This window comes from Pseudomonas sp. W17 (genome assembly GCF_040268305.1).
In the GTDB taxonomy this organism is placed as follows: domain Bacteria; phylum Pseudomonadota; class Gammaproteobacteria; order Pseudomonadales; family Pseudomonadaceae; genus Aquipseudomonas; species Aquipseudomonas protegens.
The window spans coordinates 5468571-5489698 of the sequence record NZ_CP158490.1 but is presented as its reverse complement, the minus strand read 5'-3'; the positions used below and the strand labels follow the sequence as shown (position 1 = coordinate 5489698).

The window sequence follows — 21128 nt, the reverse complement described above, 5'->3', positions numbered from 1 at the left end:
CCCGCGAAACACCGATAGCACGGCCACAAAAAAACCGCATCGCTGCGGTTTTTTTGTGGCTCAAGCCATCTCAGTTTTTCGCTGCCAGGCCGTCGGCGCGGAACATGCCGCGGATGCCGCGCACTGCCTGGCGAATCCGGTCCTGGTTTTCGATCAGGGCGAAGCGCACGTGATCGTCGCCGTATTCACCAAAACCCACCCCCGGCGAGACACAGACCTTGGCCTCGGCCAGCAGCTTCTTGGCGAACTCCAGGGAGCCCAGGTGTGCGTAGGCCTCGGGAATCTTGGCCCAGACGTACATCGAGGCCTTGGGGTTCTCCACCATCCAGCCCAGTTCGTGCAGGCCCTTGACCAGCACGTTGCGCCGCTGCCGGTACTGTTCGGCAATGTCGCGTACGCATTGCTGGTCGCCTTCCAGGGCGGCAATCGCCGCCACCTGCAACGGGGTGAAGGTGCCGTAGTCGTGGTAGCTCTTGATCCGCGCCAGGGCGCTGACCAGTTCCGGGTTGCCCACCATGAAGCCAATGCGCCAGCCGGCCATGTTGTAGCTCTTGGACAGGGTGAAGAACTCCACCGCGATGTCCTTGGCGCCCGGCACCTGCATGATCGACGGGGCTTTCCAGCCGTCGTAGACGATGTCGGCGTAGGCCAGGTCATGGATCACCAGCACGTCGTACTGCTTGGCCAGGGCGATCACCCGTTCGAAGAAGTCCAGCTCCACGCACTGGGCGGTGGGGTTGGACGGGAAGCCGAGGATCATCATCTTCGGCTTGGGGATCGAACCGCGGATGGCCCGCTCCAGCTCGGCGAAGAAATCCACCCCGGGCACGAGCGGCACCGAGCGCACCTGGGCGCCGGCGATGACCGCGCCGTAGATGTGGATCGGGTAGCTGGGGTTGGGCACCAGCACCGTGTCGCCCTGGTCCAGGGTGGCCAGCATCAGGTGCGCCAGGCCTTCCTTGGATCCGATGGTGACGATGGCTTCGCTTTCCGGGTCGATATCGACCTCGTAGCGGTCCTTGTACCAGCGGGAAATCGCCCGGCGCAGCCGCGGAATGCCCTTGGAGGTGGAGTAGCCGTGGGTGTCTTCGCGCTGGGCGACGGTGACCAGTTTCTCGACGATATGCGGCGGGGTAGGGCCGTCGGGGTTACCCATGCTCAAGTCGATGATGTCTTCGCCGCGCCGACGCGCAGCCATCTTCAGCTCGGCAGTGATATTGAAAACATAGGGGGGAAGACGATCGATGCGCGCAAAGCGGCGCGGCGAACCTTGTTCGGCCATTGTTGCCTCGAAAAGACGTAAGCGCCCGGAACCGTCCGAGCGACGTTGGCCACTGCGGTGGCCTGCGGGGCAGACGATACGGGCGCCGCCGCCGGCTTGTCCAGAGGCGCGGAAAATTATTTTTGGTGCGCCGGGCGGATTTGCGAGGGTGCAGGATTTGCCGCTATAACGTGCACGCTTCTTGCCTGCAGGGGCTGTGAGCTGCCTCAGCCGGCCCGGCTTTTCCGGGCTCCTCGCACCTCGCCCCTCTTCGAACAACAGCAGCACACGGGATGAATGATGGAGTTTACCAGCGGCTTCTTGTTGAGCCTTTCGCTGTGCCTGGACATCGGCGTGGCCAATATCGCGATGATTACCCTGGCCATGCAACGGGGTTATTTCCAGGGCTTCTGCCTGGGCCTGGGGACCTGTGTCGGCGACCTGATCTATGCGCTGCTGGCCCTGGCCGGGATGACCGTGCTGCTGCAATACCAAAGCGTGCGCTGGGTGCTGTGGATCGGCGGTTCGGCCCTGCTGGTGTACTTCGCGGCGAAGATGATCTACGCCGCCCTCCATCACAGCGCGGTGCTGGCCACCGCCGGGGAGGCGGACCAGGGCTCGCCGCGCCGGGAGTTTTTCCGCGGGATCTTCCTGGCCATGTCGTCCCCCAGTGCGATCCTCTGGTTCGCTGCCGTGGGCGGCACCCTGATTGCCCGATCCGGGGGCGGTGGGATTGCCGATTCGGGATTGTTCCTGGCCGGCTTTTTCTGTGCCGGGCTGGTCTGGACCCTGGGCCTGTGCCTGGCCGCGACCCAGGGCGGCAAGCTGCTGGGGGACAAGCTGTTGCGCTATTCCTACCTGGCATCTGCGGCGATCTTCTGCTATTTCGCGGTGTACGTGATTCTATCCGGCTACCAGGAGTTCATCCTTGGTACGGGCGCGGCAGACCTTCCGGCGCTCTGATCCTGGCCTTGGCTATTGGCTTCTATACTTCGTGCCGAACCCATCTTTTCTGCGGCAGGAGTGGCATTCATGGATGAGCAAGAACAGGGCAGAGGCCCAGAACCGCGCTTCGAAAGGGAGCGTTTTTTGCTGATCGCCGGCCTCGGCGAACGATTCACTCCTGCCACTCGCCAGGACATCGGCCTGCTGTGGCAGCGCTTTGTGCCGCACATTGGCAAGGTGCCGGGGCAGGTCGACCGCAAGACCTATGGCATCTGCTGCAACCCCGACGGCCAGGGCGGCTTCGAGTACATCGCCGGGGTCGAGATCAGCAAGCTCGACGATCTGCCCGAGCGCTATCGCTGGATCGAGGTGCAGCCGCAGCACTATGCGGTGTTCGAGCATGGCGGCGCCTTGCAGGACTTGCCCCGGACCTTCGACTACATCTGGAACACCTGGCTGCCCCAGTCGGGTCGAGAGGCCGCCGATGCCCCGGAATTCGAGCGCTACAGCGCCGACTTCAACCCCCAGGCCGGCACCGGGGTACTGGAAATCTGGCTGCCCCTGAAAAGTGAATGACCCTCTCGGGGGCGCTGTCCCGTCCCCGATTCTCCCGCCCCGCACCGCCGCAATCTTTACGCCGTCTTAATGCCGCCCCCGGCAATCAGTGCCCGACCTTGATGCGCCCTCACCTAACCTGCGTGGCGCAGAGGAGAGCGGTGGACGAGGCGTTCCCGACTCCCTGCCGGCGCCCGTCGCGGGTGCCCTGACCGGCCGTGCCCGGGTTGCGCTTTGCGCTCCCGGCACCGCCTTTGAGCATTAAGGGGAGAGCTGCCTTGCTGACACTGCCATTCATCTACGGCGCCAGTGGTTTGTGCGCCGTGCTGCTGTTTGCCTACCTGGGTTATGCGCTGATCCGTGCCGAGAAATTCTGATGACCGCACGCAGCAACTGCCACCCACTTTCATTCGCCCGTCCGGGCATCTACCAGAAAGGAAACCAGCCATGTTCGACCTGATCTTCGTGGGCCTGACCCTGGGGTTCTTTGTGTTGACGGCCCTGGTCATCGTCGCCATGGGCAAGATTTGAACGGAGCATCGACATGTTGAGTACTGTGCTGGAATACGCGGTGATCCTCGGCCTGATGACCGGGCTGGCCGCGCTGATGGGCCAATGGCTGGCCCGGGTCTTCAGCGGCCGTGGCCACGCCTTGGCGGAGCGTGCCACCTACCGCCTGCTGGGGATCGACCCGGCTGAAACCATGGGCTGGGCCCGCTATGGCTCGGCCCTGCTGCTGTCCAATGCGGCGATGATGCTGCTGGGCTACCTGCTGCTGCGCCTGCAAGGCAGCACACCGCTCAACCCCCTGGGGCTGGCGGCGCAGACCCCGGACTTGGCGTTCAACACCGCCGCGTCCTTTATCACCAACACCAACTGGCAGGCGTACTCAGGTGAAAGCAGCCTGTCGAACTTCAGCCAGATGGCAGTGATCACCTTCCTGATGTTCGTCGGCGCCACCGCCGGCGTGGTGGCGGCAGCCGGTTTCATTCGTGGGCTGAGCCGTTCCAGCTCGGCGGACCTGGGCAACTACTGGGTGGATTTCACCCGAACCCTGTACCGAGTGATGCTGCCTTTGTGCCTGATCATGGCCCTGGTCTATGTCTGGCAGGGCATGCCTCAGACCCTCAACTCCCAGGCCCTGGCCACCACCTTGGAAGGCGCCCAGCAGCAACTGATCGTCGGCGCCGTGGCCAGTTTCGAGTCGATCAAGCACATCGGCACCAACGGTGGCGGCTTTTTCAGCATGAACGCCGCCCACCCGTTCGAGAATCCGACGCCGCTGACCAACGTCCTGCACATCCTCAGCATGCTGCTGATCCCTTCGGCCCTGACCTACGCCTTCGGCAGCATGCTGCTGCGCCGGCGTCAGGGCTGGGTGTTCTTCGGCACTTTCCTGGTGATGTTCATCGGCTTCCTGGCGATTGTCTTCACCGCGGAGCAGGGCGGTAACCCGCTGCTGACCCAGGCCGGTGCCGACCAGCAGATGTCGGAGACCCAGAGCGGCGGCAACATGGAAGGCAAGGAGCTGCGCTTCGGCATTGCCGACACCGCGCTGTTCGTCACCACCACCACCGGCGCCACCACCGGTTCGGTGAATGCCATGCACGACTCGCTGACCCCCATGGGCGGCTTCGTGCCCCTGGCGCAGATGATGCTCAACTGTGTGTTCGGCGGCGACGGCGTGGGCTTTATCAACCTGATCCAGTACGCCCTGCTGACGGTGTTCCTGGTGGGCATGATGATCGGCCGCAGCCCTGAGTTCCTCGGCAAGAAGATCGAGGCCCGGGAGATCAAGCTGGTGATGCTCTCGGTGCTCGCGCACCCGATCTGCATCCTCGGTTTCACCGCCCTGGCGGCACTGTGGCCGGGCACTCTCAACAGCCTCAACAATCTGGGCCCCCATGGCTTCAGCGAGGTGCTCTACGCCTACGCCTCGGGCACCGCCAACAACGGTTCGGCGTTTGCCGGCCTGAACGCCAATACACCGTTCTTCAACACCACCATTGGCCTGGCGATGCTCATGGGGCGCTTCTTCACCATGCTGCCGATGCTGGCCGTGGCCGGTTCCCTGGCGGCGAAAAAGAACATCCCGGCCGGTGCCGGCACCATTCCCACCGCCACGCCGCTGTTCATGTTGCTGGTGGTGTTCGTGGTGCTGGTGGTCGGTGGCCTGACTTTCCTGCCGGCCCTCGCGCTCGGCCCGCTGGTGGAGCAACTGCAGTTGCTCGCCGGCCAGACCTACAAGTAAGGGGTTGTGATGACTACGCAAATGCAAACCCAGGGCGCCACCGCGCTGCTGTTCAAGGGCCTGTTGCGCCCGGTGCTGGTGTCGGCGGTGTTCTTCATGCTGCTCACCGGGCTGGCCTATCCGCTGGTTACCACGGGGTTGGCCAACCTGCTGTTTCCGTTCCAGGCCCAGGGCAGCCTGGTGCAGCGTGATGGCCGGGTCGTGGGCTCGGCGCTGATCGGCCAGGCGTTCGACCGCCCGGAGTATTTCCAGGGCCGCCCGAGCATGACCCTGGGCAGCGATCCGCTGGACCCGAGCAAGAGTGTGCCCCAGCCCTACAACGCCGGGGCCAGCGGCGCCAGCAACCTGGGCCCCACCAGCCAGAAGCTGGTGGACAGCGTGGCCGCGCGGGTCAGCGCCTATCGCCAGCTCAATGGCCTGGCGGCAGACATGCCGGTGCCAGTGGACGCAGTGACCGCCTCGGCCTCCGGCCTGGACCCGCACATCTCCCTGGCCAACGCCCGGCTGCAACTGAACCGGGTGGCCCGCCAGCGGCAAATGGCCGCCGTGGACGTGCTGATGCTGCTGCAGGCGCACAGCGAAAGCCGCACCTTCGGCCTGCTGGGCGAGCCCCGGGTCAATGTGCTGCAACTCAACCTGGCGCTGGATGCCCAAGCGCCCCTGCATTCCTCGTCCGTTGCGGCCAGTGAGTAAGAGACGTCGATCATGAGTAGCAACCCTCGTATAGCGTTGTTCGACCGTGGGCTAGTGCTCACCGCGTGCCTGGATGCCGTGAAGAAACTGCTGCCCCAGGCGCAGTGGAAGAACCCGGTGATGTTCGTGGTCTACTTGGGCAGCCTTCTCACCACCCTGCTGTGGTTCCAGTCCCTGGGCGGCGAGGGTGAGGCCCCCAGCGGCTTTATCCTCAGCATCACCCTGTGGCTGTGGTTCACCGTGCTGTTTGCCAACTTTGCCGAAGCCCTGGCCGAGGGCCGCAGCCGGGCCCAGGCGGCGAGCCTCAAGGGCATGAAGCGCCAGACCCTGGCCAAGCTGCTGCAACAGCCCCGGCATGGCGCCGCCTGGTTGCCCATGGCCGCCAGCGAACTGCGCAAGGACATGGTGGTGCTGATCGAGGCCGGCGACCTGGTGCCCCTGGATGGCGAGGTCATCGAAGGCGTGGCCACGGTGGACGAAAGCGCCATCACCGGTGAATCGGCGCCGGTGATCCGCGAGGCCGGGGGCGATTTCTCCTCGGTCACCGGCGGCACCCGGGTGCTGTCGGACTGGTTGGTGGTGCGCATCAGCGTCAACCCAGGCGAGTCGTTCCTGGACCGCATGATCTCCATGGTGGAGTCGGCCAAGCGCCAGAAGACTCCCAACGAGGTGGCCCTGACCATTCTCCTGGTGGGCCTGACCCTGCTGTTCCTGCTGGTGATCGTGACCCTGAGCCCGTACTCGATCTTTGCCGTGGCCATGAGCGGCACCGGCAGTGTGATCAGTGCCACGGTGATGGTGGCGCTGCTGGTGTGCCTGATCCCCACCACCATCGGTGGCCTGCTCTCGGCCATCGGCGTGGCGGGCATGAGCCGGATGATGTCGGCCAATGTCATTGCCACCTCCGGCCGCGCCGTGGAAGCGGCGGGGGACGTGGACGTGCTGCTGCTGGACAAGACCGGCACCATCACCCTGGGCAACCGCCAGGCCAGCGCCTTCCTGCCGGCGCCGGGGATCAAGGACAGCGAACTGGCGCAAGCCGCGCAACTGGCTTCCCTGGCGGACGAAACCCCGGAAGGCCGGAGCATTGTGGTGCTGGCCAAGCAACTGTTCGACATCCGTGGGCGTGACCTTCACGCCCTGGGCGCCAGCTTCGTGCAGTTCACCGCCCAGACCCGCATGAGCGGGGTCGACCTGCCCGAGGGCCGGAGCATCCGCAAGGGCGCGGCCGATGCCATCCGCCGGCATATCGAGGCCCAGGGCGGCAGCTTCCCGCCGGCCTTGCAGGCCAAGGTCGATGAAGTCTCGCGCCGTGGCAGTACGCCGCTGGTAGTCAGTGAAGGCGCCCAGGCCCTGGGCGTGGTGGAGCTCAAGGACGTGGTCAAGGGCGGGATCAAGGAGCGCTTCGCCGAGCTGCGGCGCATGGGCATCAAGACCGTGATGATCACCGGCGACAACCGCCTGACCGCGGCGGCCATCGCCGTGGAAGCCGGGGTCGACGATTTCCTCGCCGAAGCGCGGCCCGAGGACAAGCTGCAACTGATCCGCGACTACCAGGCCAAGGGCAAGCTGGTGGCCATGACCGGCGACGGTACCAACGACGCCCCGGCCCTGGCCCAGGCCGACGTGGCGGTGGCCATGAACAGCGGCACCCAGGCGGCCAAGGAAGCCGGCAACATGGTGGACCTGGACAGCAACCCGACCAAGCTGATCGAAGTGGTGGAAGTGGGCAAGCAGATGCTCATGACCCGCGGCGCCCTGACCACCTTCAGCGTGGCCAACGACGTGGCCAAGTATTTTGCTATCGTACCGGCCGCCTTCGTCGCCACTTACCCGCAACTGGCGGCGCTGAACGTGATGCACCTGAACAGCCCGAACTCGGCGATTCTCAGTGCGGTGATCTTCAACGCGCTGATCATCGTGTTCCTCATCCCCCTGGCGCTCAAGGGGGTGAAGTACCGGGCCATTGGCGCCGCGGCGCTGCTCAACCGCAACCTGCTGATCTACGGCCTGGGCGGGGTGCTGGTACCCTTCGCCGGTATCAAGCTGATCGACATGCTGCTGGCCGGCCTCGGCCTGGTCTGACAGGGACTTGCAAGGCGGCGCTCTTTCGAGTGCCGCCTTGTCCATTTAAGGATGCACATGGCTGTTCTCGATGCTGACATGCCGCCCCGCGACGGTCGCCCCGATCCCGATGCGCTGCTGGAAAAACTGCAGCAGGACGAGCAAGCGGCCCAACGGGGCAAACTGCGGATCTATTTCGGTTCCAACGCCGGAGTCGGCAAGACCTGCGCCATGCTCACCGCGGCGCGCAACGAAGTGGCCCAGGGCCGCGACGTGGTGGCCGGGGTGGTGGAAACCCATGGCCGGCGGGAAACCGCCGAGCTGCTGCAAGGGCTGCAAGTGCTGGAGCGCCACCGCCTGATGCACCGCGACTACGCCTTGCCGGAGTTCGACCTGGATGCCGCCCTGGCGCGCCACCCGGCGGTGCTGCTGGTGGACGAGCTGGCCCACAGCAACGTGCCCGGCTCGCGCCATCCCAAGCGCTGGCAGGACGTGGAGGAATTGCTGCGGGCCGGCATCGATGTCTGGACCACCCTCAACGTTCAGCACCTGGAAAGCCTTAACGACATCGTCAGCGGGATCATCGGCATCCGGGTGCGCGAGACGGTGCCCGACCACCTGTTCGACGAAGCCCACGAAGTGCTGGTGATCGACCTGCCGCCGGATGACCTGCTGCGCCGCCTCAAGGACGGCAAGGTTTACCTTGGACCTCAGGCCGAACGCGCTTCACGGCATTTCTTTCGCAAGGGCAACCTGCTGGCCCTGCGTGAACTGACTCTGCGCCGCACCGCCGACCGGGTCGATGCACAGATGCGCGACTATCGCCGCGAGCGTTCGATCAATGCCTTGTGGCCGGCTCGCGAGCGCTTGCTGGTGGGGGTCGCCGGCGACCCGGCGGACGAGCGCCTGGTGCGCGAAGCCGCGCGCCTGGCGCAAAAGCTCGAAGCCGACTGGATGGTGGTGCACGTGGCTTCGGCCCAGCGCCGTGGTGCCGGCGCCGCCCGTTATGCGGCGGCCATGAAGACCCTGGCCCTGGCCGCCGAGTTTGGCGCCGAGACCGCCACTTTGCCCGGCATGGATGTCGCCGAAGCCCTAGTGGCCTGTGCTCGCGAGCACAACGCCAATCGCCTGGTGCTGGGCCATTACCCGCGCAAGGTCTGGCAGTTCTGGCACCAGTCGGTGAGCGACCGCATCAGCCGCCAGCACCCGGAAATCGACCAGATCGTGATCGCCAACGGGCCCTTGAGCCGGCGCCCTGCGCCAGTGGACAAGCCCGAGGCCGGCCTGCCGCCCAGCCGCGCGCCGGCCTACCTGTGGGCGAGCCTGGCGTGCTTTGCCGCCACCGCGGTGGCGGCGCTGCTGCTCAAAGTGTTCGACCCGGCCAACGTGGTCATGCTGTTCCTGCTGACGGTGGTCCTGGTGGCGCTGCGCTACGGGCGTGGCCCCGGCGTCTGGGCGGCGATGCTGGCGGTGCTGTGCTTCGATTTCTTCTTCGTCCAGCCGGTGTGGTCGTTCACGGTCAACGACACCCAGTACTTCTTCACCTTCGCCCTGATGCTGGGAATTGCCCTGATTACCGGCCAGCTCACCGCGCGCCTGCGCCATGAGGCGCGGACCGCGGCCGCGGGCGAGCGCCGTGCCACCTCCCTGGCCGGGCTGGCCCGTGAGCTGTCGGCGGCGTTGACCGAGGAGCAGATCTGCGCCGTGGCCCTGCGTACCTTCAGCGGGGTGTTCGAGGCCCGGGTCGGGCTGGCGTTGCCGGATGCCGAGAACCGGGTGCGGGTGCTGAGCGCCAATACCCTGGCCATTGACGAGAGCATCGCCCAGTGGGCCTATGACCACGACCAACCGGCCGGGCGCGGCACCGATACCCTGGCGGCGGCCAAGGGCTGCTATCTGCCGCTCAAGGCGCCGATGCGGGTGCGTGGCGTGCTGGTGCTTGAAGCCGAGGAAGCCGAACGCCTCAAGGAGCCGGAAGAACAGCGCCTGCTGGAGGCCTGCATGAGCCAGTTGGCGATTGCCCTGGAGCGCGTGCATTACGTCGAGGTGGCCCAGAGCACTGTGCTGCAGATGGAGGGCGAGCGCATGCGCAACACCCTGCTGGCGGCGATTTCCCATGACCTGCGCACGCCCTTGACCACCATCATCGGCGCCGCCGACGCCGCCTTGCCCCATGCTGCGCAGGGCCCGCTCAAGCACCTGCTGGCAGGGATTCACGATCAGGCCTCGTCCATGCAGCGGCTGATCGAGAACCTGCTGGACATGGCGCGCATGCAGGAGCGCGGGGTACGCCTGAATCGCCAGTGGAACTCCCTGGAGGAGATTGTCGGCAGTGCCCTGCGCCAGCTGCGCGAGCCCCTGGCCGGGCATCAATTGCGAGTGGCCATGGCGCCGCAGCTGCCCTTGGTGGAAGTGGACGCGCTGTTGCTGGAGCGGGTGCTGGTGAACCTTTTGGACAACGCCGCCAAGTACACCCCGGCCGGGACCCTGGTGCAGATCAGCGCCCGCCAGGTCGACCAGCAGATCATCCTGCAGGTCAGCGACAGCGGCCCGGGCTGCCCGAAGGGCAGTTCCCCGGCCAGCCTGTTCGAAGCCTTCAGTCGCGGTCAGCAGGAATCCGCCGTGGCCGGCATCGGCCTGGGCCTGGCCCTGGCCAAACGTATCGTCGAGGCCCATGGCGGGCGCATCGAGGCCCAGCCTCATGCCGATGCCGGGCTGAGTTTTGTCATCACCTTGCCGGCGGGTCAGCCGCCTTCCATGGAAACCCTATGAGCAGCGCACGCATCCTGATCGTCGAGGACGAAGCCAATATCCGCCGTTTCGTCGGTATCGCCCTGGAGGACGAAGGTTTCCAGGTGTTCGAGGCCGACAGCGTCAAGCGCGCCCTGATCCATGCCGCCAGCCGCCAGCCGGACCTGGTGATCGTCGACCTGGGCCTGCCGGACGGCGACGGCAAGCAGTTGATCAGCGAGCTGCGCGGCTGGCTGGCGGTGCCGATCCTGGTGCTGTCGGCCCGGGATCGGGAGGACGAGAAAGTCGCCGCCCTGGATGCCGGCGCCGACGACTACCTGGTCAAGCCGTTCGGCGTGCCGGAACTGCTGGCGCGGATTCGCGCGCAACTGCGCCGTCATGGCCAGAGCGGTACGGCGGCCGCCACCAGCAAGGTGGCCTTTGGTGCCATCGAGGTCGACCTGGCCACCCATGAGGTGCGCCGCGAAGGGCTGCCTGTGCACCTCACGCCGATCGAGTACCGTCTGCTCTGCGCGCTGATCCGTGGCCAGAGCCGGGTGCTGACCCATCGCCAGTTGCTGCTGGAAGTCTGGGGCCTGGACTACGTCGACCGCGCCCATTACCTGCGGGTGCACATGGCCCATCTGCGGCAGAAGCTGGAGGCCGATCCGGCCCAGCCCCAGCATCTGATCACCGAGTTGCAGGTGGGTTACCGCCTGGTGGGGCTGTGATCCCGGCCCAGGGATTTTTCGCCGCGGCGCCGTTCGTGGACAAAGTCGATGTACAGGGTGATGCAGCCGAAGGCAGCAATGCCGAACAGCAGTAGAAGGCCGATCTGGATATTGCTCATGGGAAAGCTCCTGGGGGCAGGACGGGGCGGTTCCAGCCCGCTCGGGCTGGCCACCCTGACGTCGGGGAGCTGATAGATAAGCCCTTGGCGCAGGCGTTGCCAGGGCTTATATGAAAGCTTTACGGCGGCCCCTTCGATCCCTATGCAATGCATACGCAGGCTGCACTGTTGATAGAATCGGCGGCCCTTCTCCGACCCCAGGTTGCCGCCCATGACCGCTTCGACTCCGCTGATCCGCACCGTCCTGCCCACCGACCTGGACCGCTGCTTTGCCATCGAGACCCTGGCCTACGAAGGCGACGAGGCCGCGACCCGGGACAAGATCGCCACCCGCATCGCCACCTGGCCCGAAGGTTTCATCGTTGCCCAAGTGCAGGGTGTGGTGGCCGGCTTCATCAACTCCGGCGCCACCTTCGACGTGCAGATGGCCGACGAGGCCTTCAAGGAACTGATCGGCCACGACCCGGCGGGCCCGGAAGTGGTGATCATGTCGGTGGTGGTGCACCCGGACTTCCAGGGCCTGGGCTTGTCCCGCCAACTGTTGCAAGCCTTCATCGCGCGCATGCGCGAACTGGGCAAGACGCGCATCCACCTGATGTGCAAGGAACGCCATGTACCGCTGTACCAGCGCTTTGGTTTTGTCTACATCAAGGCGTCGGAGTCGGACCACGGCGGCATGGCCTGGCACGAGATGGTGCAGTCGCTGTAGAGCGGATATCGGGTTTGCAGCAGCGGGCCCGGGGTCAGAACGCCAGCGCCATCCGCCGTTCATAGCCGATCCGGCCCTTGCAGGCTTCGCCGTTTTCCACCCAGCCCAGCTTGCGGTACAGCCTGAGGGCCGGCTGGTTGTCGCTGTCCACCGCCAGGGTCAGGCCCTTGAGCTCGGGCCAGGCCTGGCGGGCGGCCTCAGGCACCGCTTGCAGGCAGGCCTGGCCGAAGCCCCGGCCCTGGTGCCGCCGGTCCACTTGCAAGGCGTGCAGGCTGGCGCTGTCGGCATCGGCCCAGGCCGGCAGGCAGGGCGGGCGCTTGAGCAGCAGGAAGGCCACCGGCCACTCCTCGCTGAGCAGGGCAAAGCCCCTGATTGCTCCCCGCGGCGCGTTGCCGAGGGTGTACAGCGCGCCATGAATGTCCCCGCTAAACGCCTTCTGTCCGGGCAGCACCTCAAGCTCCAGCAAGCGGGCATGCTGGTGGCTGTCGAGCTGTTCGTAAGGCACCAGGCGAGTGGTCACGGGCACGTAGATCCGGTGGGGGGAGGGGGCGGATTCTAGCGATTTTGCCCCGCGGGTAAATTTTTTTATGCGCAGTGTCGATTGCGCGAATGGCCAGACGACTAAGGGTGAACTGAACATTCAACGGCGTGGGTGCAGGGGGTGTTCAGCAGCGGTTCATTCCATTCATGAGGAGTTTGGCCATGCACAATCCATCCAACGAAGCGCAGATCCGCAGCCTGATCGACAGCTGGCAACAGGCTGTGATGGCCCGGGATATCCAGCGTATTGTCAGTTACTACGCCGACGACATCACCTCTTTCGACGCGGTCGGTGCCTTGCAATTCAAGGGCAAGGCCGCCTATCGCGAACACTGGGAAGCGTGCATGCAGGTCTGCCCCGGCCCGGGCATTTTCGAGTTCCATCAGTTGCAGGTGCTGGCCGACGAAGAGCTGGCCTTCGCCCACTGGCTGGCCCATTGCGGTGGCACCGATGCCGAGGGCGTGACCAAGGCCTGCTGGATGCGGGTGAGTGCCGCTTACCAGCGCCGTGCGGGCCAATGGCTGGTGGTGCACGAGCACTGGTCGGCGCCGTTCGACATGCTCACCGGGACCACCCAGTTCGACCTGCAACCCTGAGCAACCAGCGGTTCGCCAAAGCGGCGAACAGCGACCATAGTTGCTCAGCCCGAATCCGGAGGTGCCCATGAAATACCTATGCCTGGTCTACAGCGACGAACAGTTGCTGCACAGCCTGCCCGACAGCCCCGAGGATGCCGAGTGCCTGGCCTATGCCGAGTCGGTCCAGGGCAGCGGGCGGATGCTTGCCGCCGAGGCGCTGCAATCGGTGCACACCGCCACCACGGTGCGCATGCGTGGCGGCAAGCTGTCGATCACCGATGGCCCGTTCGCCGAAACCAAGGAACAGTTGGCCGGTTTCTACCTGATCCAGGCCAAGGACTTGAACGAGGCGCTCCAGGTGGCCGGGCAGATACCGGCGGCCCGGGTCGGCAGTGTCGAAGTGCGTCCGGTACGTGAATTGAATCCCTGAAAACAACGATAAACAGGAGTTTCGCGATGACTTTCCAGACCGCGTGCCGCAAGCCCGCTGAGCATGAACTGTCCATCAGCCGTCTGATCGACGCGCCGCGCAACAAGGTCTTTCGCGCCTGGACCGAGCCGGCCTTGCTGGCGCAATGGTGGGGGCCCCACGGCATGACCACTCCGGAGTGTGAAATGGACCTGTGGGTCGGCGGCCAGTTTCGTACCCTGATGCGCGCCCCGGACGGCAGCGAGTACCCGACCATGGGGGTGTTCCTGGAGATCGCCGCGCCGTCGCGGCTGGTGTTTACCGACGCCTACCTGCCGGGCTGGATCCCCTCGGGCAAGCCGTTCATGACCGCTGAAGTGACCTTCGAGGAGCAGGGCGACCAGACCCTCTACACTGCCCGCGCCATGCACTGGACCGAGGCCGATCGCAAGGCCCATGAGGCCATGGGCTTTCACGAGGGCTGGGGGCAGAGCCTGGAGCGCCTGGTGGCCCTGGTCACCCGGGACCTGCCGGACTGATGAGCGACCAGCCTCGGGAAGTCATCGCGGCAACGGTGGCGCAGGTCTACCGCGAGCAGTCGCGGCGGATCCTCGCCACCCTGATCCGCCTGCTGGGGGATTTCGACCTGGCCGAGGAGGCGCTGCATGAAGCCTTCTTCGTGGCGGTGGAGCGCTGGCACAGCGATGGCGTGCCGGACAACCCGCGGGCCTGGCTGGTGTCCGTCGGCCGCTTCAAGGCCATCGACGCCCTGCGTCGCCGGGCGCGCTTCGCGGCGTCACAGGCGGCGCTGCTCAGCCAGCTCGAGCAACTGGAACAGGACGACTGGAGCGCCGAGGACGTGCAAGACGATCGCCTGCGCCTGATCTTCACCTGCTGCCACCCGGCACTGGCGGCGGATGCCCAGGTACCCCTGACCCTGCGGGAGATCTGCGACCTGAGCACCGAGGAAATCGCCCGGGCCTTTCTGGCCACGCCGGCCACCATCGCCCAGCGCATCGTGCGTGCCAAGGCGAAGATCCGCGATGCGCGGATTCCCTACCAGGTGCCGGCGTTGAGCGAGCTGCCCGAGCGCCTGGAGAGCGTGCTGCGGGTGATCTACCTGGTGTTCAACGAAGGGTATTCGGCCTCCATGGGCGCCGAGCTGACTCGGGAGGACCTGACCCGCGAAGCCATCCGCCTGGGCTACCTGCTGCTGGAACTGTTGCCGGAAGCGGAGGTGATGGGCCTGCTGGCGCTGATGCTGTTGCACGAGTCACGGCGTGGCGCGCGCCTTTCCAGCGACGGCGAGCTGGTCCTGCTGGATGAGCAGGATCGCGGGTTGTGGCAGCAGGATTTGATCGAGCAGGGCTGTGCCCTGGTAGAGCGCGGCCTGCGCAGCGGCCAGGCCGGGCCCTATTGCCTGCAGGCGGCGATTGCCGCGGTGCATGCCGAAGCGCCGAGTGCAGCACAGACCGACTGGCCGCAGATCGTCGGTTTGTATGACGTGCTGCTGCGCCTGCAGCCTTCGCCGGTGATCGAGCTCAACCGTGCCGTGGCCCTGGCCCAGCGTGACGGGCCCGGTGCCGGGCTGGCGCAAGTGGAAGCGATCCTGCTGCGCGGCGACTTGCAGGATTACCACCTGGCCCATGCCGCTCGTGCCGACTTCTGTCGGCAACTGGGGCATATCGCCGCGGCGCGCCAGTCCTACCAGCGGGCCCTGGCCCTGGTCCGGCAAGCCCCCGAGCGGCGCTTCCTCGAACAGCGCCTGGCACAGCTCGACGCCTTGTAGAGGCGGGCGATTCAGGGCGGCTGGCGGAGGCCGGCCAGGAGCCGGTGAGCGCAGTCATTGCAGCATCTGCGCCAGCAACCAGCTGCCCGCCGGCCCTGGCGGGTGCAGGCGCGACCAGAGCGCGTCCACCGCCACCGTGCGCGGCCAGCCACGCACGTTCAGCTCCTGCAATTTGCCCGCGCCAAAACCTTCCACCAGCCAGCGTGGCAGGGGTGCCCAGCCAAAGCCGCCCTGGGCCATCTCCAGCAGCATCAGGTAGCTGGGGGCCGACCAGACCCGGCCCTGGCAGCGGCTGTCGTAGGGGTTGAGCACGGTGGCCAGACGCAATTCACGGTGCTGGCGCAGGCTTTCCTCATCGACCCGGGCCTGCTGCGCCAAGGGATGCTTGCAGGCCACGTAGAGGGAAATCTCACTGCGCTCTTCCATGGTCTTGTGCTCCAGGTCCGCCGGGTAGTCGGCCTGCATCTCGGCAAAGGCGATCTGCGCCCGACCGCTCTGCACCAGGGCGATCAGGTCTTCGCACTCGGCAATCAGGCATTCCAGCTCGAGGTCCGGGTAACGCTGCTCGAAGGCGCTCAGGCTGCTTTCGAAGCGATCCGACTGGTAGGTGTCCGACAGCGCCACCGTGAGTTTCGCCTCAATGCCCTGGGACAACTGGCTGGCGGCCATTTCCAGGCGGCTGGTGGCAGCCAGGATTGCTTCGGCACGCTGCAGCAGCACATGCCCGGCCGGGGTCAGGCCGGGCTTGCGGCTGGAACGGTCGAAAAGCTGCACGTCGAGGTCGATCTCCAGGCTGGCCACCGCCGCGCTGATGGTGGACTGGCTCTTGCCCAGCTTGCGCGCGGCAGCGGAAAAGGAACCTTGGGTGGCTGCCTGGACAAACGCCAGGAGCACTTCATGTGAGGCCATGAACTATCGCCCTGCTCGATGGTTATTGATTATGAAGTATCGGCCTTGTCCTGGAAGATCGGCAACACATTCATTCAAGGAGCCGACCATGAGCCTTCAGAAATCCCTTAACGAACGCATCTTCCAGGCGGTAGGTTTTGAACTGCTGGCGGTGCTGATCTGCACCCCGCTGCTGTCCTGGATCATGGACAAGCCCATGGCCGACATGGGCCTGGTGACCATCGGCATCGGCCTGTTGGCCCTGGCCTGGAACGTGGTGTTCAACGGCCTGTTCGACCGGTTGCTCAAGCGCTTGCAGTGGGTCCACAACGGCTGGACCCGGGTCCTGCATGCGTTGATGTTCGAAGGCGGGCTGGTGGCAGTGGGCGTACCGATGATTGCCTGGTGGCTGAATATCAGCCTGCTGCAGGCGTTCATCCTGGACATCGGCGTGTTGCTGTTCTTCCTGCCGTACACCTATGTCTATCACTGGGTCTACGACGTGCTGCGGGACAAGTGGCTGCAACAGCGCCTGGCTCACTGAGCCGGTTTCAGGGCGCCGGGTGCCGCCCTTCGATGGCAGCCAGATAGGCTTCCAGCGCCCGCGGCACTTCTTCGAGCAGCAGTTGGCTCTTGAACTCGGGGTGTTCCAGGGCCAGGTGGAACAGGCCGATGGGCAGGCCGAGCATGGCCATGGCGTAGGCCTCGCGCTCGGCGGCACTGGCCCGGGGAAGGCGCAGCGCCAGGACCTGGTGATAGACGCTCTTGATCTGCAGGCGCAGGTCCGGGGCCTGCAACTGGCCCATGGCAAACCCCGGGTTGATCATCAGCAGCAGGTCGGGGTGCTGCTCCAGGTATTCGAGTATCGGCAGCACCATGCGCTCTATCACTTGCCGGCCACTGGACCCCGTCCAGACCTGCGGAGCAACCGCCAGCAGGTCGCTGGTGATGGTGCTCAGGGCTTCGATGTGGCGCTGGCCCAGGGCTTCCAGCACTTGCTGCTTGTCACTGAAAAAATGATAGAGCGAACCGATGGAGGTACCGGCCAGCCGGGCGATGCCGTGCATGGTCAGGTTCGCCGCCCCCTGGCTGGGCAGTAGCCGGGCACAAGCGTCGAGGATCGCCATCACCCGTTCGTGGCCACGGGACTGTTTGGGGGCTCGGTGGGGAGCGGCGGGGGAGGGGATGGATTCGGTCATGGTCAGCGAAATGTCCGGGGGCGCCTATTATGGCGTAGAGCGTGGGGTGCAGTCCTAGAGAAAACTAGACACCATCCTCTACTTTTGCAGAAAATACCCGGCTTCGGGTTCCGTTCAGTGAACCTGCTGTCCTCCTGACTATCTGAAGGCCATGACTATTTCCCGCAACTGGATCATCTGCGAACACTGCGATTCGTTGTACGAGTCCGTGCCGCTCGGCAAAGGCCAGACGGCCCAGTGCTCGCGCTGTGGCGCGGTGCTGGCCCGTGCCCGTTGGCTGAGTGTGCAGCAGCTGTTGGCCCTGTCGATCACCGCTGGGTTGTTGTTCGTCTTCGCCAATCTGTTTCCGGTGATCAAGATCAGCCTCGAAGGCCTGAGCAACGAGGCGACCCTCTGGCAATCGGTGGAGGCCCTGGCCCAGGGCCGCATCAGCCTGATTGCCGCGATCACCGGCCTGACCATCATTCTTGCGCCCTGCCTGCAGATCATCCTGCTGTGCTGGGTGCTGGGGTTTGCCAATGTGGGGCGCGCCGCGCCCGGCTTCAAGGCCAGCATGCGCGCTCTGGAGCACCTGCGGCCCTGGAGCATGCTGGAGGTGTGCCTGCTGGGGATCCTGGTGGCCATCGTCAAGCTGGCGGGGATGCTCGATGTGCACCCGGGGCTGGGGCTATGGGCCCTGGCGATGCTCACGGTGCTGATCATCCTGATTTCCGGCAAGGACATCCGCTACCTCTGGGATGACCTGGAGGGCCGCTACTGATGAGCGCTCCACCCTACGCCCGGGACCACCAATTGATGCTGTGCCACACCTGCGGCCAGGTCTGCCAGGCGTCCGAGCATCAATGCCCGCGCTGCGATGCGCCGGTGCATGCGCGCAAGCCCAACAGCCTGGCGCGCACCTGGGCCTTTCTCCTGGCCAGCCTGATCTTCTACATTCCGGCCAACCTGCTGCCGGTAATGCACACCAGCATCTTTGGCAGCGCCAGTGAAAACACCATCATGAGCGGCGTGGTGGAGTTCTGGAAACACGGTTCCTGGGACATCGCCCTGCTGATCTTCATCGCCAGCGTGGTGGTGCCCTGCAGCAAGTTCTTTGTCCTCGGCACCCTGCTGGTGACCTGCCAGCGCCGCAGCCTCTGGGCCCAGCGCGAGCGGGCCAAGCTCTATCGTTTCATCGAGCTGATCGGCTACTGGTCGATGCTCGACGTGCTGGTGGTGGCCCTGGTGGCGGCCCTGGTGCAGTTTCGTGCCCTGAGTTCGATCGACCCGCGCATGGGTATTCTGTTTTTTGGTTTGGTGGTGGTGCTGACGATGTTGGCGGCCATGAGTTTCGATCCCCGGCTTATCTGGGACGCAGAGGTTGAAGATGTCTGATCATCCAGGTTCCAACGCAGCAAATCCCCCGCCCGTCCCTGGCGCTCCGGCGCTGCGCACGCGGCGTTTCAATGTCTCGCTGGTGTGGCTGGTGCCGATTGTCGCGGCCCTGGTGGGGCTGTCGATGGTGGTGCACAACTCACTCTCGGCGGGGCCGGAAATCAGCATCAGCTTCCAGACCGCCGAAGGCCTGGAAGCCAACAAGACCCAGGTCAAGTACAAGAACGTGGTGATCGGCAAGGTGACCTCCATCGCCCTGAGCGACGACCGCAAGAAGGTGGTGGCCAAGGTCGAGCTGGACCAGTCCGCCGAACCCTTCACCGCCGACGATTCGCTGTTCTGGGTGGTGCGCCCGCGTATCGGCGCCAATGGCATTTCCGGGGTCGACACCCTGCTTTCCGGGGCCTTTATCGGCGCCGACGCCGGCAAGTCGGAAAAACGCAAGGACAGCTTCAAGGGCCTGGAAACCCCGCCGCCCATCACCTATGGGCAGAAGGGCAAGCGCTTTACCCTGCACACCGACGACCTGGGGTCGCTGGACATCGGCTCGCCGGTTTATTACCGGCGCATCGAGGTGGGGCAGGTGGTGTCCTACCAGTTGGCCAACAGCGGCAAGGGCGTGGACGTGAAGATCTTCGTCAATTCGCCCAACGATAAGTACGTCACCACCGACACCCGTTTCTGGAACGCCAGCGGCGTCGACGTGACCCTCGGCGCCAACGGTTTGAAGGTCAACACCGAGTCGGTGTCGTCGATCCTCGCCGGCGGCATTGCCTTCGTCGAACCCAAGTACAGCCCCAACGCCAAGCCGGCTGACGAGAACGCCGAGTACACCCTGTTCGGCGACCAGGACACCGCCCTGGCGCCGCCCGACGGCGCGCCCTATTACATTCGCATGCGCTTCGACCAGGCCTTGCGCGGCCTGTCGGTGAATGCCCCGGTGGAGTTCCTCGGGGTGAACATCGGCAAGGTGGTGTCCATGGACCTGGATTACGACGAGCAGCGCAAGTATTTCCCGACCCTGGTCGGCGCGGTGATCTACCCCGAGCGGCTGGGCAAGGCCCACGAAAAGCTGGTGAAGCAGACCGGCGGCGAAGACGACGCCCGCTCGGCAAAACTGATCGGCGCCTTCGTCAAGAACGGCCTGCGCGCCCAGCCCCGCAGCGGCAACCTGTTGACCGGCCAGCTGTACATCTCCCTGGACTTTGTCACCAACGCCAAGCCGGTGGCCTATGACGCTACTGCACGGCCCCTGGAGATTCCCACTGTGCCTGGCAGCATGGACAAGTTGCAGGAGCAGTTGCAGGCCGTGGTGGACAAGATCAGCAAGCTGCCGATCGACTCCATTGCCGCCAACCTCAATGGCAGCTTGGCGGAGATGCAGAAGACCCTCAAACAGGTCAACGGCGAAGTGCTGCCACAGATGCGCGACACCCTGGAGCAATCCAAGAAGACCCTGGCCAGCGCCAACGAGAGTTTCTCCGAAGACTCGCCGCAGCGGCAGAAACTCGGCCAGGCCATGGAGGAAGTGCAGCGCACCGCGCGTTCGGTGCGGGTGCTCAGCGATTTCCTCGGGCGTCATCCTGAAGCGCTGATCCGCGGGCGCCTCAAAGACAATCAACCGGATGCCTACCAGTCGCCATCCTCCTCTGTTCGCGAATCCGTACCGGAAGCCCAGCCATGAAAACCCGTGCCCTGTTGCTCTGCCTGACCCTGGGACTTGCCGCCTGCAGCTCCGCGCCCACCCATTACTACACCCTGCTGCCACCGGTGGCCGAAGGCAGCAGCGCGGCCCGCACCGGGGGCCCGCAGTTCGAAATGTCCACGGTGCGGATTCCGGTCCAGGTGGACCAGCCGCAACTGGTGGTGCGCCAGGACAGCGGCACCCTGGCGATCCTCGAAACCCAGCGCTGGAGCGCGCCGCTGGTGGATGAGTTCCACGACGCCCTGGCCAGCCAGATGGAGCAGAAGCTGGGTACCCGCAACCTTGAAGGCCTGCCCAAGCAGCCCGGGCGCCCGGTGCTGTCGTTGCAGACCGATGTGCGGCGCTTCGAGTCCCTGCCCGGGCGCTATGCACTGATCGATGTGGTCTGGAGCCTGCGCCAGCGGGGTGAGGGCGGCCCGGCCCGCAGCCTGACCTGCAGCAGCCAGATCCGCCAGCCGGCGGGGGTGGAACTGAACAGCCTGGTCCAGGCCCACCAGCAGGCCATCGCCCAGTTGGCCGGGCAGGTCGCCACCGCCGCGCAACGCTGGACCTGCCCCTGAATCACCCTGTAGCCGCTGCCGCAGGTT

24 protein-coding genes are annotated in these 21128 nt (G+C 65.4%); 19 read left to right on the top strand and 5 right to left on the bottom strand.

All coding sequences use genetic code 11. The annotated features are described in order from the left end of the window. Positions 1-70 precede the first annotated feature (70 nt). Entirely contained in the window at positions 71-1282 is a 1212-nt protein-coding gene (gene alaC, locus ABCR88_RS25100) for an alanine transaminase (protein WP_041119576.1), read from the bottom strand. A 279-nt stretch (positions 1283-1561) separates the two neighbouring features. On the opposite strand from alaC, the gene ABCR88_RS25095 reads away from it, so the two are divergent. The 9 genes from ABCR88_RS25095 to ABCR88_RS25055 all read left to right on the top strand — a co-directional run bounded on the left by ABCR88_RS25095 (position 1562) and on the right by ABCR88_RS25055 (position 11230). Further along, positions 1562-2224: a LysE family translocator gene (locus ABCR88_RS25095; RefSeq protein ID WP_011062831.1), complete on the top strand. Its 663-nt coding sequence runs from the start codon at positions 1562-1564 to the stop codon at positions 2222-2224. A 69-nt stretch (positions 2225-2293) separates the two neighbouring features. Next, entirely contained in the window at positions 2294-2782 is a 489-nt protein-coding gene (locus ABCR88_RS25090; protein WP_011062830.1) for a GyrI-like domain-containing protein, read from the top strand. A gap of 257 nt (positions 2783-3039) precedes the next feature. Beyond that, positions 3040-3138, top strand: a complete 99-nt coding sequence (kdpF, locus tag ABCR88_RS25085; protein WP_019093583.1) for a K(+)-transporting ATPase subunit F — start codon at positions 3040-3042, stop codon at positions 3136-3138. Then, complete coding sequence (locus tag ABCR88_RS25080) at positions 3122-3292, top strand: hypothetical protein (protein ID WP_011062828.1); 171 nt, start codon at positions 3122-3124, stop codon at positions 3290-3292. Before kdpF ends, ABCR88_RS25080 begins: the two co-directional genes overlap by 17 nt. Positions 3293-3305: 13 nt before the next feature. Beyond that, on the top strand, positions 3306-5012 hold the full coding sequence (kdpA, locus tag ABCR88_RS25075) for a potassium-transporting ATPase subunit KdpA (RefSeq protein ID WP_015636718.1): 1707 nt from the start codon (positions 3306-3308) through the stop codon (positions 5010-5012). A 9-nt stretch (positions 5013-5021) separates the two neighbouring features. After that, complete coding sequence (gene kdpC, locus ABCR88_RS25070) at positions 5022-5705, top strand: potassium-transporting ATPase subunit KdpC (protein WP_350023113.1); 684 nt, start codon at positions 5022-5024, stop codon at positions 5703-5705. 12 nt (positions 5706-5717) lie between these two features. Further along, the gene (gene kdpB / locus ABCR88_RS25065; protein WP_011062825.1) at positions 5718-7790 is read left to right on the top strand and encodes a potassium-transporting ATPase subunit KdpB; all 2073 of its coding nucleotides are present in this window, start codon (positions 5718-5720) and stop codon (positions 7788-7790) included. Between the two features lie 78 nt (positions 7791-7868). Next, positions 7869-10541: a sensor histidine kinase KdpD gene (locus ABCR88_RS25060; RefSeq protein ID WP_350404916.1), complete on the top strand. Its 2673-nt coding sequence runs from the start codon at positions 7869-7871 to the stop codon at positions 10539-10541. Next, positions 10538-11230, top strand: a complete 693-nt coding sequence (locus ABCR88_RS25055) for a response regulator (RefSeq protein ID WP_011062823.1) — start codon at positions 10538-10540, stop codon at positions 11228-11230. Before ABCR88_RS25060 ends, ABCR88_RS25055 begins: the two co-directional genes overlap by 4 nt. On the opposite strand, the gene ABCR88_RS25050 is transcribed toward ABCR88_RS25055, so the two are convergent. Then, positions 11209-11349, bottom strand: coding sequence for a hypothetical protein (locus ABCR88_RS25050; protein ID WP_015636715.1), 141 nt, complete (start codon positions 11347-11349; stop codon positions 11209-11211). The two genes, ABCR88_RS25055 and ABCR88_RS25050, sit on opposite strands and share 22 nt — an antisense overlap. Before the next feature lie 211 nt (positions 11350-11560). On the opposite strand from ABCR88_RS25050, the gene ABCR88_RS25045 reads away from it, so the two are divergent. Next, the gene (locus ABCR88_RS25045; protein WP_041119570.1) at positions 11561-12058 is read left to right on the top strand and encodes an N-acetyltransferase; all 498 of its coding nucleotides are present in this window, start codon (positions 11561-11563) and stop codon (positions 12056-12058) included. 34 nt (positions 12059-12092) lie between these two features. Here ABCR88_RS25045 and ABCR88_RS25040 read toward each other — a convergent pair whose 3' ends face one another. Next, a complete protein-coding gene (locus ABCR88_RS25040) occupies positions 12093-12578 on the bottom strand; it encodes a GNAT family N-acetyltransferase (protein WP_019093588.1) in 486 nt (161 codons plus the stop codon). Between the two features lie 182 nt (positions 12579-12760). On the opposite strand from ABCR88_RS25040, the gene ABCR88_RS25035 reads away from it, so the two are divergent. The 4 genes from ABCR88_RS25035 to ABCR88_RS25020 all read left to right on the top strand — a co-directional run bounded on the left by ABCR88_RS25035 (position 12761) and on the right by ABCR88_RS25020 (position 15375). Continuing rightward, positions 12761-13195 (top strand): SgcJ/EcaC family oxidoreductase, encoded by a 435-nt coding sequence (locus tag ABCR88_RS25035; protein ID WP_015636712.1) that lies wholly within the window; start codon positions 12761-12763, stop codon positions 13193-13195. A gap of 67 nt (positions 13196-13262) precedes the next feature. After that, complete coding sequence (locus ABCR88_RS25030; RefSeq protein ID WP_041119569.1) at positions 13263-13607, top strand: YciI family protein; 345 nt, start codon at positions 13263-13265, stop codon at positions 13605-13607. A 26-nt stretch (positions 13608-13633) separates the two neighbouring features. Then, complete coding sequence (locus ABCR88_RS25025) at positions 13634-14125, top strand: SRPBCC family protein (protein ID WP_350403648.1); 492 nt, start codon at positions 13634-13636, stop codon at positions 14123-14125. Then, the gene (locus ABCR88_RS25020; RefSeq protein WP_041119568.1) at positions 14125-15375 is read left to right on the top strand and encodes an RNA polymerase sigma factor; all 1251 of its coding nucleotides are present in this window, start codon (positions 14125-14127) and stop codon (positions 15373-15375) included. Before ABCR88_RS25025 ends, ABCR88_RS25020 begins: the two co-directional genes overlap by 1 nt. A 54-nt stretch (positions 15376-15429) precedes the next feature. On the opposite strand, the gene ABCR88_RS25015 is transcribed toward ABCR88_RS25020, so the two are convergent. Then, positions 15430-16284 (bottom strand): LysR family transcriptional regulator, encoded by an 855-nt coding sequence (locus ABCR88_RS25015; protein WP_011062814.1) that lies wholly within the window; start codon positions 16282-16284, stop codon positions 15430-15432. An 88-nt stretch (positions 16285-16372) separates the two neighbouring features. On the opposite strand from ABCR88_RS25015, the gene ABCR88_RS25010 reads away from it, so the two are divergent. After that, a complete protein-coding gene (locus ABCR88_RS25010; RefSeq protein ID WP_011062813.1) occupies positions 16373-16807 on the top strand; it encodes a multidrug/biocide efflux PACE transporter in 435 nt (144 codons plus the stop codon). A gap of 7 nt (positions 16808-16814) precedes the next feature. Here ABCR88_RS25010 and ABCR88_RS25005 read toward each other — a convergent pair whose 3' ends face one another. Further along, positions 16815-17462 carry a TetR/AcrR family transcriptional regulator gene (locus tag ABCR88_RS25005; RefSeq protein ID WP_041119567.1) on the bottom strand — a complete coding sequence of 216 codons (648 nt, stop codon included), beginning with the start codon at positions 17460-17462 and terminating at the stop codon, positions 16815-16817. A 151-nt stretch (positions 17463-17613) separates the two neighbouring features. Between ABCR88_RS25005 and ABCR88_RS25000 the strand changes: the two genes are divergently transcribed. The 4 genes from ABCR88_RS25000 to ABCR88_RS24985 are packed head-to-tail and all read left to right on the top strand — an operon-like array spanning position 17614 to position 21101. Beyond that, on the top strand, positions 17614-18222 hold the full coding sequence (locus tag ABCR88_RS25000; RefSeq protein ID WP_015636707.1) for a paraquat-inducible protein A: 609 nt from the start codon (positions 17614-17616) through the stop codon (positions 18220-18222). Continuing rightward, a complete protein-coding gene (locus ABCR88_RS24995; RefSeq protein WP_011062811.1) occupies positions 18222-18836 on the top strand; it encodes a paraquat-inducible protein A in 615 nt (204 codons plus the stop codon). The genes ABCR88_RS25000 and ABCR88_RS24995 overlap by 1 nt, the downstream gene beginning before the upstream one ends. Next, entirely contained in the window at positions 18829-20520 is a 1692-nt protein-coding gene (locus ABCR88_RS24990) for an MlaD family protein (RefSeq protein ID WP_015636705.1), read from the top strand. Before ABCR88_RS24995 ends, ABCR88_RS24990 begins: the two co-directional genes overlap by 8 nt. After that, positions 20517-21101, top strand: a complete 585-nt coding sequence (locus tag ABCR88_RS24985) for a PqiC family protein (RefSeq protein WP_041119566.1) — start codon at positions 20517-20519, stop codon at positions 21099-21101. Before ABCR88_RS24990 ends, ABCR88_RS24985 begins: the two co-directional genes overlap by 4 nt. The last annotated feature ends 27 nt before the right edge of the window (positions 21102-21128 follow it).